Genomic DNA, 13101 nt, shown 5'->3' on the forward strand with positions numbered 1-13101 from the left:
GGACACGCGTGGCGGGACGGGCAGCGCCCTTACTTGCCGGTCTCCTCCTCGTACGCCTTCAGCACCTGATCGGTGGGGCCGTCCATGATCAGCTCGCCCTTCTCCAGCCACAGGACGCGGTCACAGGTGTCCCTGATCGACTTGTTGTTGTGGCTGACCAGGAACACCGTGCCGGCCTCGGCGCGCAGCTCGCGCACCTTGGCCTCCGAGCGGCGCTGGAACTTCTTGTCGCCGGTGGCCAGGGCCTCGTCGATCATGAGCACGTCGTGCTCCTTGGCGACGGCGATGGAGAACCGCAGCCTGGCCTGCATGCCGGAGGAGTAGGTCCGCATCGGCAGGCTGATGAAGTCGCCCTTGTCGTTGATCCCGGAGAAGTCGACGATGTCCTGGTAGCGGTGCTTTATCTCGTCCCGCGTCATGCCCATGGCGAGGCCGCCGAGGATGACGTTGCGCTCGCCGGTGAGATCGTTCATCAGGGCTGCGTTGACACCGAGCAGCGAGGGCTGGCCGTCGGTGTAGACCCGGCCGCGCTCGGGCGGCAGCAGACCGGCAATGGCCCGCAGCAGGGTCGACTTGCCCGAGCCGTTGCTGCCGATGAGGCCGATGGCCTCGCCGCGGTAGGCGACGAAGCTGACGCCGCGCACGGCGTGCACCTCGCGCATCTTGTAGCCGCGCTCGCGGCGGACCATGCGGCGCAGCGCGGCCGTGGCGGTGCCCCGGCCACCGCCGCCGTGCACGCGGTAGACGATGTGCAGATCATCTGCGATGACGGTGGGGATACGTGCCTCGTCCGCCCCGCCGGCGGGGATGTCCTGTTCAGCCACGGCCGTACCGCTCCTCCGCCTTCCAGAAGTACACGAACCCGCCGACCCCCACGACGAGCGCCCAGCCGAGCGCGTACAGCCAGGTGATCATCGGGACGCTCTCGGCGAACGTCCCGTCCATGAGTGCGTAACGCACCAGGTCCATGTACACGGCGGCCGGATTGGCCGCCAGGATATCCGCCAGCAGGCTCGGGTCCACCCAGCTCGGCCAGTCGTCCTTCTCCTCCACCATGTGGCGCAGCGGGAAGATGACGCCGGAGGCGTACATCCATGTCCGCAGGACGAACGGCATCAGCTGGGCCAGGTCGGGTGTGGCGCTGCCGAGCCGGGCGAAGAACAGCGCGAGCCCGGTGTTGAACACGAGTTGCAGAGCGAGCGCCGGGAGTACCAGGAGCCACAGCCAGGACGGGTAGTGCCCGAACCCGAGCGCGATGACGAGCACGATCACCATCGAGAACAGCAGTTGCTGAAGCTGCTGGAGGGAAAGCGAGATGGGCAGCGAGGCGCGCGGGAAGTGCAGGGCCCGGACCAGGCCGAGGTTGCCCGAGATCGACTTCACGCCGGACATCACGGAGTTCTGCGTGAAGGTGAAGACGAACACCCCGATCACCAGGAACGGGATGTACTCGTCGTTCTCCATACCGCCGCGTCCGCCGAGCAGCAGGCCGAAGATCAGGAAGTACACGAACGCGTTCAGCAGCGGGGTGAGCACCTGCCAGATCTGGCCGAGCTTCGCCTGGCTGTACTGGGCGGCCAATTTCGCCTGGGAGAAGGCGACTATGAATTGCCGGCGCCCCCACAGCTGCCGGACGTAGCCCGGCAGGGAGGGCCGGGCACCACTGACGGACAGGCCGTGACGGGCCGCAAGCTCGGCCAGGGGCACGTCGCGGGGGGGCGCACTGTCGTGCGTGGTCTCACTCACTCGAACTCTCGTCCTCGCAGGGCACAAGCTGGAAGAAGAAGCCGCGCGGCGGCGGCTACTGGATGGTCTCAGACCCGAGCTTGTCAGATGACAGGAGGTCGTCCGAGTCGGGTCAGGCGCCATACCGTACGCCAACGCATCGGCCTGCGGGGACCACACGGCGTCCGCCAGCCCTCGAAGAAGCCACCGAACCACGCCTTCAGGGCAGCGCGCGAGGGCCGCCGGGCCAGGGTCAGCAGCGCCCAGTCCAGGAGGTAGACCGGGACCAGCGGCAGCGGCAGGTTGCGCCGGGCCAGCCAGACCCGGTTCCGCGCGACCATGCGGTGGTAGACGGCGTGCCTGGAGGGCGCAGTGGCCGGATGGTGCAGCACCAGATCCGCGCGGTAGTCGATGTGCCAGCCCGCGTCCAGCGCCCGCCAGGCCAGGTCGGTCTCCTCGTGGGCGTAGAAGAAATTGTCCGGCAGGCCGCCGACCTGCTGGAAGACGTGGGTGCGCACGGCGTTGGCGCCGCCGAGGAAGGTGGTGACCCGGGAGGAGCGCATCGGGTCGGAGGCACGCAGCCGCGGCACGTGCCGACGCTGCGTACTGCCGTTCTCCGGGTCGGCGATGCGGAAACTGACGATGCCGAGCTGGGGATCGGCCTCGAACGCGGAACGAACCGTTTCGGCCGTAGTTTTGTCCGGAAGCCGACCATCGTCGTCCAGAAACAGTAGTACGTCGACCTCGCTGCCCCCCGGGCCGAACGCCTCGATGCCCACGTTCCGCCCGCCGGGGATGCCGAGATTCTGCGGCAGCTCCAGGGTGCGCACACCGGGCGGCAGATCGGGCAGCTCGGCACCGTTGCCGACGACCACCACCTCGATGGCCGCGCCGTCCTGCGCGGCCACCGAGTCCAGCAGCGCCCGCAGTTCCTCCGGGCGGTCGCCCATCGTCAGGATGACCGCACCCAGTCTGAGCTGCGCCGTACCCACCACACTCACCTCAGCCTGCTCGACGCCAGTACGGACACCAGGTGCAGCAGAGTCTGCACCAGCGCGACGGCGGCCAGCAGGGCCACGCCGAGGCGGGTGAAGAACAGATCGCCCCGGACCAGGTCGAGCACCGCCACCAGCAGGATCAGCAGCGATGCCTCGACGCCGCCGACCAGCCGGTGGAACTTCAGCGCCGCGGCGGCCCTGCGGGCCAGCGCGAGACCGGACGACCGGGGTATGGCCGCGTCGTCCCGGACCGCGGGCAGGCCCCCGCGGGTCCTGGCGACGTCGACCAGGTCCGTCTCCGCCTTGATGAGGATGGCGCCGAGCGCGGCGAGCGTACCGAGGAACGCCCACAGCCAGTTCGGCGCGGCCTCCTCCACGGCGAACACGTCGGCGGCGCGCAGGCCGAAGCCGACCAGCAGGGCGGCCTCGGCCAGGTAGTGGCCGACGCGGTCCAGGTAGACGCCGGTGATGGAGGTCTGGCCGCGCCAGCGCGCGACTTCGCCGTCCACGCAGTCGAGCAGGAGGTACAGCTGGATGAGCAGCGCGCCGGTCAGCGCCCCGGCCGGACCGGGGACGAGCAGCGCCGCTCCGGCGGCGACGCCGGTGAGAACCATCAGGTACGTGAGCTGGTTCGGCGAGATCCGCGTGTTCACCAGGTGCCTGGTCCAGCGCAGCGAGATCTCGCGCATGTACAGGCGCCCGGCCCAGTGCTCACCGCTGCGCCGGTCCTTCACCCCCGAGGGGTGCACGACCGGCCGGAGTTCAGCTACCGATGGTTTTGACATAGTCCGCGTACGCGTCCCTGATCTGGTCGGTGGTCAGGTCGAGATGTTCGAGAATGGTGTAACGGCCGGGCCTGGTCTGCGGGGCGAAGGCCACCGCCGCCACGAACTCGTCGGCGGTGAAGCCGATGTGGTCGGGCAGCACGGGCAGCCCGTGGCGCCGCAGCACCTCGGCGATCAGCCCGCACTGGTCGGGAGCGCCGCGCAGGTGCATGGCGAACGCGGCACCGAGGCCCACCTGCTCGCCGTGCAGCGCGGAGCGCCGCGGGTGGAGCAGGTCCAGGGCGTGGGAGATCTCGTGGCAGGCGCCGGAGGAGGGCCGGGTGTGGCCGGCGATCGACATGGCGATGCCGGAGAGGACCAGCGCCTCGGACAGCACGGTGAGGAACGGGTCCTCCCCGCAGCCGCCGGGGTGCCGCAGCACCGCCTCGCCCGCCTGCCTGGCCATGGCCGCGGCGAGACCGTCGATCTGCTCCCCGGTCTCGCGGTGGGACAGCTCCCAGTCGGCGATGGCCGAAATGTTCGACACGGCGTCGCCGATACCCGACCGCACGTAGCGGACCGGTGCCTCGCGGATCACGTCCAGGTCGATGACCAGCGCGATCGGGGTGGGGACGCCGTAGGAGCCGCGGCCCGCGTCGTTGTCCAGCGTGGACACCGGGGAGCAGATGCCGTCGTGCGAGAGATTGGTGGCGACCGCGACCATCGGCAGCCCGACGCGGGCGGCGGCGTACTTGGCGGCGTCGATGATCTTGCCCCCGCCCAGGCCGACCACGGCGTCGTAGTGGCCCGAGCGCATGGCATCGGCCAGCTGCACGGCGGCGTCGATGGTGCCACCGGCGACCTCGTACCAGTCGGCGCCCGGCAGGGCCGGGCTCAGACGCTCGCGCAGGGCCGCGCCGGAGCCGTTGCTGATGGCCACGGCGAGCCGGCCGGAGGAGGAGATCCGCTGGTCGGCCAGGAGCCCCGCCAGATTGTCCAGGGCCCCGGCGGTGATGTCGACCGAGACGGGGGACGGGATGAGGCGGGTCAGTACCGGCACGCGATCTCCCGTCCCCGCGCAAGATCGTCGTGGTTGTCGATCTCGACCCAGCTGATGTCCCCGATGGGGGCGGTGTCGAGGTGGAACCCGCGGTGGACCAGCTCCTGGTAGCCGTCCTCGTAGTAGAGCTGCGGATCACGCTCGAACGTGGTGCGCAGCGCGTCGGCCAGCGCGTCGGCCGCCGCGGGCTCGATGAGGGTGACGCCGATGTACTCGCCGGTGGCCTCGGCGGGCTCCATCAGCTTGGTGATGCGCTGCACGCCCTTCTCGGGGTCGGTGACGACCTTCATCTCCTCGTCGGCCAGCTTCTTCACCGTGTCCAGGGCGAGGATGATGCGGCCGCCGTCCCTGCCACCGGCGGCCTGGGCGGCGAGCAGCGTGCGCTCGACGGAGGGCGGGTGAACGGTGTCGCCGTTGGCGAGGATGACCCCCTCCTTGATGACATCGCGCGCGCACCACAGGGAGTACGCGTTGTTCCACTCCTCGGCCTTGTCGTTCTCGACGAGGGTCAGGCGCACCCCGTGGCGGCGCTCCAGGGTCTCCTTGCGCTCGTACACGGCTTCCTTGCGGTAGCCGACGACGACGGCGGCCTCGGTGAGGCCGACCTCCGCGAAGTTGGCCAGAGTGAGGTCGAGGACCGTTCTGCTGTTCTCGCCGTCCGCCTCGACGACCGGCACCAGCGCCTTGGGCAGGGTGTCGGTGTAGGGGCGAAGACGCCGTCCGGCGCCGGCGGCCAGCACGAGGCCGATCATGCGGGTTCTCCTTCGTCGTGTACGGCCGGTGCCTGGGAGGAGACCCAGAAGCGGATGCTCTCGCCCAGCACCAGGAGCGCCGTGGCCCCGCCAAGGACCGCAAGCGCGGTGGTGAAGCCCTGACCGTCCGCCCACAGGGCGGCGGCTGCGCAGGCCACCAGGACGCGCCCCTCGTGACCGCCGGTGGCCAGGACCAGCCGGCGGGGGGGCGCCCCGGCGCCGCCCCGGAGGCGGTACACCGTGTCGTAGTGATGGTAGGCGCAAGCCGCCACCACAAAGAAAGCCGCCGGCAACGCTCCGTTTACCCCGGAGTCGGCCGCGAGCACCAGGAAGGTCAGGTATTCGCCGCACCGGAACAGCGGGGGAAGCAGCCAGTCGAACGGTCTGACCGGCTCCGCGGCGACCGCGCGGCCGGCGCACAGCGCGTAGAGCCCGGCCGCGGCGAGGGCCGTCCAGCTGCCCGCGACGCCGGGGAGGAGCAGCAGGCCGAGCAGCAGCGCCGTGCCGGTCAGGGCCCACAGCGGGGCGGTACGGCTGCTGCCCGCGGCCCTGGGGCGCAGCCGGGCGATGCCCTCCGCGAGCGGGCCGCTGTCGGCGAGGCCGGTGAGCGCGGCGGCCGTGCCCGGGGCGCCGCCGGGCAGGCGGCGGGAGCGCAGCAGTCGCCCGGCGGTGGTGTAGCAGCCGGCGAGGCCGCCGGCGATCAGCAGCACGGTGAAGGTGACGCGGGGGGTGGTCAGCGCGGTGAGGACGGCGATCAGTGCCCAGCGTTCGCCGATGGGCAGCACGATCATGCGGCGTACCCACACGGTCCAGCCGATGCGGTCGAGCCGGCCGGACAGCGCGGTCGCGCCGCCCGAGGTACCGCCGGGGGCGGGCGGGTGGGCCTCGTTGAACGCGAAGTCGACGATGTGGCGGCAGGTCTGGAGGATCATCGCGCCGAGCGCCAGGGCCCATACGTCGTCCCCGCCGCGGGCGGCGCCGAGGGCGAGTCCGGCGTAGTAGGCGTACTCCTTGGCCCGGTCGAAGGTGGCGTCCAGCCAGGCCCCCAGCGTGGAGTACTGAAGGGAGTAGCGGGCCAGTTGGCCGTCGGCGCAGTCGAGGACGAACGACGCGAGGAGCAGGAGCCCGGCGGCGACGAACCCGCCGCGGGTGCCGGTGGCCGCGCAGCCGGCCGCGACGAGCGCGGTGATCAGCGAGGCGGTCGTGACCTGGTTGGGCGTGAGGCCGCGGCGGGCGCACCAGCGGGCCAGGTAGCGGGAGTAGGGGCTGATGCAGTGGGTGGTGAAGAAGCCGTCCCTCGACTTCACGGCGGAACGCAGCCGCACCGCCTCCTCGTCGACGGCGGCGACGGCGGCCTCGGCCCGCGCCCGCTCCGCCTCCGAGGCGGGGACGGCGGCGACGAGGGTACCCAGCTCCGGACGGTGCACACGCGTTCCCGCCGCGTCGAGGCCGGTGGCCAGGCGGTCGGCGAGGCAGCCGGCCGCCGGCGGCGCGGCCACGGTGCGGCCCGCGGCCTCCGGCGCGCGCCCCGCTCCCTGGGCGGTGACGGCGGTCAGCGCGCCGGCCAACGCACCGCGCTCGCGCGGGAGTACGGTCACGGCGCCCGGCACGGCGGCCGCGTCGAACCTGGGGTCGGTCAGACCGAGGCGCAGGCTGTGCCGGTGGCCGACGAAGCGCGGGTCGACGACCGCGACGCGCTCGGCGGCGGGGACCGCGTCGAGCGCCCGCGTCAACCCGGCCGTGCCGTCCGCCACTCGAACGGAGAAACCCAGCTCGCGCAGGTCGTGTTCGACCGGCGACCCGGGTGGGGGCGGACCGGTGAGGATGGCGGTCGACAGCTGACTCACTCCTTGGGGCAGAACCGTCCCTGCGGCTGCACGTCGGCAGAGATTATCCGATGACCACCACACGGCAAGAATGGCGTTGACATCAGGAAACCCCGAGTTCATGTCCGGCGGCCGAAGCGGCGGTCGATGCGACTCTATGCGATGGGCCGGACACACAGCGCAAGGGGCGGGTGCCGCGCAGCGGTTAGGCTGCCGACATGAGCTGGCTGATCACCGGCGGCGCCGGATACATAGGGGCGCACGTCGTCGAGAGCATGTGTGCGGCGGGCGAGCGGGTGGTGGTGCTCGACGACCTGTCCTCCGGATCGCCCGCCAGGCTGCCCGCGGACGTGCCGCTGGTGCGCGGCTCGGTGCTCGACCGGGAGCTGCTGGACGCGACGCTGGCCGGGCACGGGGTCACCGGGGTGGTGCACCTGGCCGCGAGGAAGCAGGTGGCCGAGTCGGTGGCCGAGCCGACCGGCTACTGGCGGGCCAACGTGCACGGCCTGACGGTTCTGCTCGAAGCGGTCGCGGCGGCCGGCCTGCGCACGTTCGTCTTCTCCTCCTCGGCGGCCGTCTACGGCATGCCGGGCGGCGGCCTGGTCACGGAGGAGACGCCGTGCCACCCGCTGAGCCCGTACGGCGAGACGAAGCTGGCCGGCGAGTGGCTGGTGCGGGCGGCGGGCCGGGCGCACGGCATCGCCACGGCCTGCCTGCGCTATTTCAACGTGGCGGGCGCCGCACGCCCCGAGCTGGCGGACACCGGGGCGGCCAACGTCATCCCGATGTTCTTCGAGCGGCTGGCGCGCGGGCAGGCGCCGGAGATCTTCGGCGACGACTACCCGACGCCGGACGGCAGCTGCGTGCGCGACTACGTGCACGTGGCCGATCTGGCGGAGGCGCACCTGGCGGCCGCCCGCCACCTCTCGGGCCGCCCGGCGGCCGGGGGCGAGGACCTCACGGTGAACATCGGCACCGGGCGCGGGGCCTCGGTGAAGGAGCTGGCGGCGCTGGTCGGACAGGTCACCGGCCACGGCGGCCCGCCGCGGATCTCGGGGCGCAGGCCGGGCGATCCGGCCCGGGTCGTGGCCTCGGTCGACCTGGCCGCGGAACGGCTGGGCTTCACGGCCGGGCGAGGTCTGGAGGAGATGGTCTCCTCGGCCTGGGCGGGCTGGTGTCATCTGCACCCACAGATGTAGCTCCTCCACCATCGCCGCACGTCAGGCGACCGGGCCGCACTCCGGATGAACGCGCAGGTCAGAGCACATGACAACGGTGTTCAGTGCCGCGTTGCCGAAGGGCCAGGACCCGTAGTTCACTGTGGGGTGCCGACGAAAAAAGGGGGCGTGCGATGGGAGCCGGACACCACCACGGAGGAGCGCCGCCCGCCGGGCCCGGCACGGCGGGGGCGGCCTACCGGGGGCGCCTGCGGGTGGCCCTGGCCATCGCCTGCGTGCTGCTGGTGGCGGAGCTGGCCGGGGCCGCGGCAACGGGCTCGCTCGCGCTGCTCGCGGATGCCGGTCACGTGGCGACGGACGCCGTGGGCATCGGCATGGCGCTGCTGGCCATCCACGTTGCCAACCGGCCCGCGGGCAGCGACCGGCGCACTTTCGGCTTCGCCCGCGCGGAGATCCTGGCCGCGCTGGCCAACTGCGTGCTCCTGCTGGGCGTCGGCGGCTACATCCTGGTCGAGGCGATCGGCCGGCTGCGCGACCCGGCCGAGGTCCCCGGCGGGCTGACCGTGGTCTTCGGTGTCGTCGGCCTGCTCCTCAACTGCGCCTCGCTGGCGCTGCTGATGCGCGGGCAGCGCGAAAGCCTGAACGTGCGCGGCGCGTTCCTCGAAGTGGCCGCGGATGCCCTGGGTTCGCTCGCGGTGGTGGCGGCGGCGCTGGTGATCGTGTTCACCGGCTGGCAGCAGGCCGACCCGGTCGCCTCGTTGCTGATCGCGCTGCTGATCGTGCCGCGCACGGTGAAGCTGGCCCGGGAGGCGCTGGACGTGCTGCTCGAATCCGCGCCGAAGGACGTGCGGGTCGCGGAGGTCAGGGCGCACATACTGGAGTTGCCCGGCGTGGAGGACCTGCACGACCTGCACGTGTGGACGATCACCTCGGGGATGCCCGCGCTGTCCGCGCACGTCGTCGTCGCGCGGGAGACGCTGGACGCGGTGGGGCACGAACGGCTGCTGCACGACCTCCAGGGCTGCCTGGGCGAGCACTTCGACGTGGCGCACTGCACGTTCCAGCTGGAGCCCTCGGGGCATGCGGCACACGAAGTGGGCCTCTGCCACTGATCCGGTGCGGCACACTGGTCCGAGCCCGCGCATGCGGGACGCAGGGACGAAGCGCGGGGAAGGTGGACATGCCGCACAGCACCGACGCCACGGCGGAGCCGGTCATGCTGGAACTGGTCGATGAGGACGGCCGGACGGTGGGTACCGCGGAGAAGCTGTCCGCGCACCGGGCTCCCGGGCGGCTGCACCGGGCCTTCTCGGTCTTCCTGTTCGACGCCGGGGGGCGGCTGCTGCTCCAGCGCCGCGCGCCGGGGAAGTACCACTCCCCCGGCGTCTGGTCGAACACGTGCTGCGGACATCCCTACCCGGGGGAGCCGCCGTTCCTGGCCGCCACCCGGCGCACCGTCGAAGAGCTGGGCGCGGCGCCCGAGTCGCTGCGGGCGGCGGGCACCGTCCGCTACAACCACCCCGACCCCGCCTCCGGCCTCGTCGAGCAGGAGTACAACCACCTGTTCGCCGGGGTGGTGAGCATGCCGCTGCGGCCCGATCCCGAGGAGATCGCGGACACCGCGTTCGTCTCCCCGGGCGAGTTGGCGCGGCTCCGGTCCGAGGGGGCCTTCTCGGCGTGGTTCCCCACCGTGCTCGACGCGGCGCGCCCGGCCCTGCGCGACCTGACGGGCGCCGCGGCCGGCTGGTGAGGGCACGGGTCAGACCAGGTCGAGCGGCAGCGTGGCCCAGACGATCTTGCCGCCGATGGCCGTCGGTTCCACACCGCAGTCCCCGCCCGCGTCGAGGGCGGTGACCTTCACCAGGAGCAGGCCGCGCCCCGAGGTGTGCTGCTCCTCCGGGAGCGCTTCGAGGGCGCGCGGCCGGTAGGGGTGCCCGTCCTCGACGGAGAGCCGCAGCCAGTGGGCGTCGAGCGCGACCTCGACGCCGATGTCCCGGGTGAGCAGCGCGGCGTGTCTGACCGCGTTGGTCACCAGCTCGGACACCACGAGCAGCGCCGCTTGGAGGCGGTCGTCGGACAGCGGGGCCCGCCGTCCGCGGACGAGGTCGCGCACCATGTGGCGTATTCGGGGCACGGACACCTCCGCGGGGGCGACGGTGAATCGCCAGACTCCGGTGTGGCCGGGCGCGGGCGGAACCGTGGGGTGCGGCAGGGCGCCTGATCGACTGTCCATGGGCTCCGGTACCAGTCCCTCTCGCTCGTGTGCTCATCCACTGGTTCCGAGTGTTGGCATGTGCCATGGCCTCATGACCCACTGACCACAACTCGCCACATATGCGGCGTACCCAGATCAAGTTGATTCATTTCCATTCGATCTGTGATCGATCTGTTGCCCGTTCCCGGCGGACTCCGCGGGGGTGGCATGATCATCAAACAAAGGACCGGAGGGAGCGAGGGAACGCGATGGGCCAGCGTGCGATGCGGGTGTTCGTGGGCAATCAGCAGGTTCACTGCCCGTTCTGCCGGTACCACCTGTTCAACCGGCATGACATCAAGCTCGACGGCGGCGGCATGTCCTTCCTCGGCCTCGACTGGGACAGCAGGTCGGCGACCGGGCTGATCTGCGGCCAGTGCGGATACGTGCAGATGTTCTGCGAACCCCGGTTGCGGGTCGAGGCCGCCTGAGGCAGCCGAAAGCAGTCACCCGACCAGGCGGGCGCACCGTTGTGAACGCGCGGCGGATTGACGCTTTCGGGCGAGCGCCGGTTCGCGCGGGTCCGCGGGGCGCGGCGATGCGCACCAGGGGCGGCCACCCCCGGGGAGGGCGACGACCACCGGCTTTGCGCCTCGACCAGCCCGGCGCATGACTACTATCACCATGTATATGAATTAGCCCTAACCAGAAGGAAAAGGGCAGATCCCTTTTGCTGTCGACATATCGGTGAGTGTCCGAGGCGCTTCAGGGGCAAGGTCATCCCGACTGAATCCCCTGGACGTTGGAGCGCAGCTGTCATGGCACTTCCGCAAGGTCCCCTGGAGCATCGCTACCAGGGGGAACATCCGGTGCGGACCCTCGCCTATCTCTTCCGGGAGGACCGCCTCCGGCTCCTGGTCGCCGTACTGGCGTTCATCGTCAAGCACAGCCCGGCCTGGCTGCTTCCCCTGGTCACCGCCAACATCATCGACATCGTCGTCGACCACCGGCCGGTCGAGGAGCTGGGCGCCAACACCGCGCTGCTGGTGGTGGTCCTGCTGCTCAACTACCCCACCCACATCCTCTACGTCCGGTGCATGCACGGCAGCGTGCGCCGCACGGGAACGAGCCTGCGTTCCGCGCTCTGCCGCCGCATGCAGGAACTGTCCATCGGCTACCACTCCCGGGTCAGCGCCAGCGCGCTCCAGACAAAGGTGATCCGCGATGTGGAGAACATCGAGACCTCGGTGCAGCAGAGCGCGGACACCGGGCTCGCCGCGGTCATCACGCTCACCGGCGGCCTCGCGGTCATCGCCCTGCGGGTGCCGGCCGCGCTCCCGGCGTTCATCCTGATCGTCCCGGCCGCGGCCCTGCTGGTGCAGCGCCTGCGCGGCCGGCTGCGCGGCCAGAACGAGCAGTTCCGCCGGCAGGTGGAGCACCTGTCCACCCGGGTCGGCGAGATGACCAGCCTCATCCCCGTCACCCGCGCCCACGGCCTGGAACGCGCCGCGCTGCTCCGGGTGGACGGCTCGCTGCGGAAGGTGCTGAGCGCGGGCATACGGCTCGATCTGCTCAACGGGCACTTCGGCGCACTGGCCTGGATCCTGCTCAACGTCATCGGCATCGGCTTCCTGACCGGCTCCGCGCTCGTCTCCTACTACCAGTGGCTGCCGGTCACGGCGGGCGACGTGGTGATGCTCAGCACGTTCTTCACCACCCTCACCGGCTCCATGACCATGCTGATGGGCCTGGCGCCGATCATCACCAAGGGCCTGGAGTCGGTCCGTTCGGCTGGCGAGGTGCTCCAGGCACCCGACCTGGAGGTCAACGCCGGCAAGACCGAGGTGACCGCGGTCAAGGGCCGCCTGGTCTTCGAGAACGTGAACTTCCGCTACGACGGCGAAGGCGCGGCCGCCATCACCGACTTCGCCCTCTCCGTGCCGCCGGGCGAGACGGTCGCCCTCGTCGGCGCCTCGGGCGCGGGCAAGTCCACCATCCTCAACCTGCTGATCGGCTTCATCAGGCCGGAGTCGGGCCGCATCCTCCTCGACGGCACCGACATGTCGACACTCGACCTGCGCAGCTACCGCCGCTTCCTCTCCGTGGTCCCCCAGGAGTCCGTCCTGTTCGAGGGCACCATCAGGGAGAACGTCGGTTACGGCATGCGGGAGATCGACAACCAGGCGGTCCGCAACGCCCTGCGCGACGCCAACGCGCTGGAGTTCGTCGACCGGCTGCCCGACGGGCTCGACACCGTGGTCGGCGAGCGCGGCGCCCGGCTGTCCGGCGGGCAGCGTCAGCGCATCGCGATCGCCAGGGCCCTGATCCGCGATCCGCGCATCCTGGTGCTCGACGAGGCCACGTCCGCCCTCGACACCCGTTCCGAGGCACTGGTCCAGCAGGCGATGGACCGGCTGATGCGCGGGCGCACCGTGTTCGTGGTCGCCCACCGCCTGTCCACGGTGCGCGGCGCCGACCGGATCGTGGTCATGGAGCACGGCCGCATCAGCGAGATCGGCAGCCACGCCGAACTCCTCAGGCGGGGCGGGGCCTACGCCAGGCTCCAGGCCACCCAGATGAGCTGACGACCGCCGTGCGGGGCGC

General features: G+C 71.4%; 13 protein-coding genes. 5 read left to right on the plus strand and 8 right to left on the minus strand.

Annotated features, from left to right (window positions below):
- Window positions 1-29: 29 nt before the first annotated feature.
- From STBA_RS03555 to STBA_RS03585, 7 genes are all read right to left on the minus strand, one after another.
- Window positions 30-824 carry an ABC transporter ATP-binding protein gene (locus STBA_RS03555; RefSeq protein ID WP_077057833.1) on the minus strand — a complete coding sequence of 265 codons (795 nt, stop codon included), beginning with the start codon at window positions 822-824 and terminating at the stop codon, window positions 30-32.
- The gene (locus STBA_RS03560; RefSeq protein WP_077057834.1) at window positions 817-1746 is read right to left on the minus strand and encodes an ABC transporter permease; all 930 of its coding nucleotides are present in this window, start codon (window positions 1744-1746) and stop codon (window positions 817-819) included. Before STBA_RS03560 ends, STBA_RS03555 begins: the two co-directional genes overlap by 8 nt.
- A gap of 83 nt (window positions 1747-1829) precedes the next feature.
- On the minus strand, window positions 1830-2675 hold the full coding sequence (locus tag STBA_RS03565) for a glycosyltransferase (RefSeq protein ID WP_171987856.1): 846 nt from the start codon (window positions 2673-2675) through the stop codon (window positions 1830-1832).
- Window positions 2676-2722: 47 nt separating this feature from the next.
- Window positions 2723-3508 (minus strand): CDP-alcohol phosphatidyltransferase family protein, encoded by a 786-nt coding sequence (locus STBA_RS03570; protein WP_077057835.1) that lies wholly within the window; start codon window positions 3506-3508, stop codon window positions 2723-2725.
- Window positions 3486-4547 carry an iron-containing alcohol dehydrogenase family protein gene (locus tag STBA_RS03575; RefSeq protein ID WP_077057836.1) on the minus strand — a complete coding sequence of 354 codons (1062 nt, stop codon included), beginning with the start codon at window positions 4545-4547 and terminating at the stop codon, window positions 3486-3488. Before STBA_RS03575 ends, STBA_RS03570 begins: the two co-directional genes overlap by 23 nt.
- Entirely contained in the window at window positions 4535-5299 is a 765-nt protein-coding gene (locus STBA_RS03580) for a phosphocholine cytidylyltransferase family protein (RefSeq protein WP_077057837.1), read from the minus strand. Before STBA_RS03580 ends, STBA_RS03575 begins: the two co-directional genes overlap by 13 nt.
- Window positions 5296-7137 carry a DUF5941 domain-containing protein gene (locus STBA_RS03585; RefSeq protein WP_077063084.1) on the minus strand — a complete coding sequence of 614 codons (1842 nt, stop codon included), beginning with the start codon at window positions 7135-7137 and terminating at the stop codon, window positions 5296-5298. Before STBA_RS03585 ends, STBA_RS03580 begins: the two co-directional genes overlap by 4 nt.
- Window positions 7138-7343: 206 nt before the next feature.
- On the opposite strand from STBA_RS03585, the gene galE reads away from it, so the two are divergent.
- From galE to idi, 3 genes are all read left to right on the plus strand, one after another.
- On the plus strand, window positions 7344-8324 hold the full coding sequence (gene galE, locus STBA_RS03590; protein WP_077057838.1) for a UDP-glucose 4-epimerase GalE: 981 nt from the start codon (window positions 7344-7346) through the stop codon (window positions 8322-8324).
- A 152-nt stretch (window positions 8325-8476) separates the two neighbouring features.
- Window positions 8477-9415, plus strand: a complete 939-nt coding sequence (locus tag STBA_RS03595) for a cation diffusion facilitator family transporter (RefSeq protein ID WP_077057839.1) — start codon at window positions 8477-8479, stop codon at window positions 9413-9415.
- A 68-nt stretch (window positions 9416-9483) separates the two neighbouring features.
- A complete protein-coding gene (gene idi / locus STBA_RS03600; protein WP_077057840.1) occupies window positions 9484-10053 on the plus strand; it encodes an isopentenyl-diphosphate Delta-isomerase in 570 nt (189 codons plus the stop codon).
- A gap of 9 nt (window positions 10054-10062) precedes the next feature.
- Here idi and STBA_RS03605 read toward each other — a convergent pair whose 3' ends face one another.
- The gene (locus STBA_RS03605) at window positions 10063-10536 is read right to left on the minus strand and encodes an ATP-binding protein (RefSeq protein WP_077057841.1); all 474 of its coding nucleotides are present in this window, start codon (window positions 10534-10536) and stop codon (window positions 10063-10065) included.
- Window positions 10537-10766: 230 nt separating this feature from the next.
- Here STBA_RS03605 and STBA_RS03610 point away from each other — a divergent pair, with 230 nt between their 5' ends.
- A complete protein-coding gene (locus STBA_RS03610; protein WP_079251695.1) occupies window positions 10767-10988 on the plus strand; it encodes a zinc ribbon domain-containing protein in 222 nt (73 codons plus the stop codon).
- A 327-nt stretch (window positions 10989-11315) separates the two neighbouring features.
- The gene (locus tag STBA_RS03615; protein WP_077057842.1) at window positions 11316-13082 is read left to right on the plus strand and encodes an ABC transporter ATP-binding protein; all 1767 of its coding nucleotides are present in this window, start codon (window positions 11316-11318) and stop codon (window positions 13080-13082) included.
- The last annotated feature ends 19 nt before the right edge of the window (window positions 13083-13101 follow it).

The sequence above is a fragment of the Streptomyces sp. MP131-18 genome (genome assembly GCF_001984575.1).
Classification (GTDB): domain Bacteria; phylum Actinomycetota; class Actinomycetes; order Streptomycetales; family Streptomycetaceae; genus Streptomyces; species Streptomyces johnsoniae.

What these genes read in the sequence shown, in the direction of transcription:
- STBA_RS03605 (WP_077057841.1), bottom strand. Translation starts at nt 10,536, where the DNA reads ATGGACAGTCGATCAGGCGCCCTGCCGCACCCCACGGTTCCGCCCGCG.
- STBA_RS03570 (WP_077057835.1), bottom strand. Translation starts at nt 3,508, where the DNA reads ATGTCAAAACCATCGGTAGCTGAACTCCGGCCGGTCGTGCACCCCTCG.
- STBA_RS03565 (WP_171987856.1), bottom strand. Translation starts at nt 2,675, where the DNA reads ATGGGCGACCGCCCGGAGGAACTGCGGGCGCTGCTGGACTCGGTGGCC.
- STBA_RS03610 (WP_079251695.1), top strand. Translation starts at nt 10,767, where the DNA reads ATGGGCCAGCGTGCGATGCGGGTGTTCGTGGGCAATCAGCAGGTTCAC.
- STBA_RS03595 (WP_077057839.1), top strand. Translation starts at nt 8,477, where the DNA reads ATGGGAGCCGGACACCACCACGGAGGAGCGCCGCCCGCCGGGCCCGGC.
- STBA_RS03615 (WP_077057842.1), top strand. Translation starts at nt 11,316, where the DNA reads ATGGCACTTCCGCAAGGTCCCCTGGAGCATCGCTACCAGGGGGAACAT.
- galE (WP_077057838.1), top strand. Translation starts at nt 7,344, where the DNA reads ATGAGCTGGCTGATCACCGGCGGCGCCGGATACATAGGGGCGCACGTC.
- STBA_RS03580 (WP_077057837.1), bottom strand. Translation starts at nt 5,299, where the DNA reads ATGATCGGCCTCGTGCTGGCCGCCGGCGCCGGACGGCGTCTTCGCCCC.
- idi (WP_077057840.1), top strand. Translation starts at nt 9,484, where the DNA reads ATGCCGCACAGCACCGACGCCACGGCGGAGCCGGTCATGCTGGAACTG.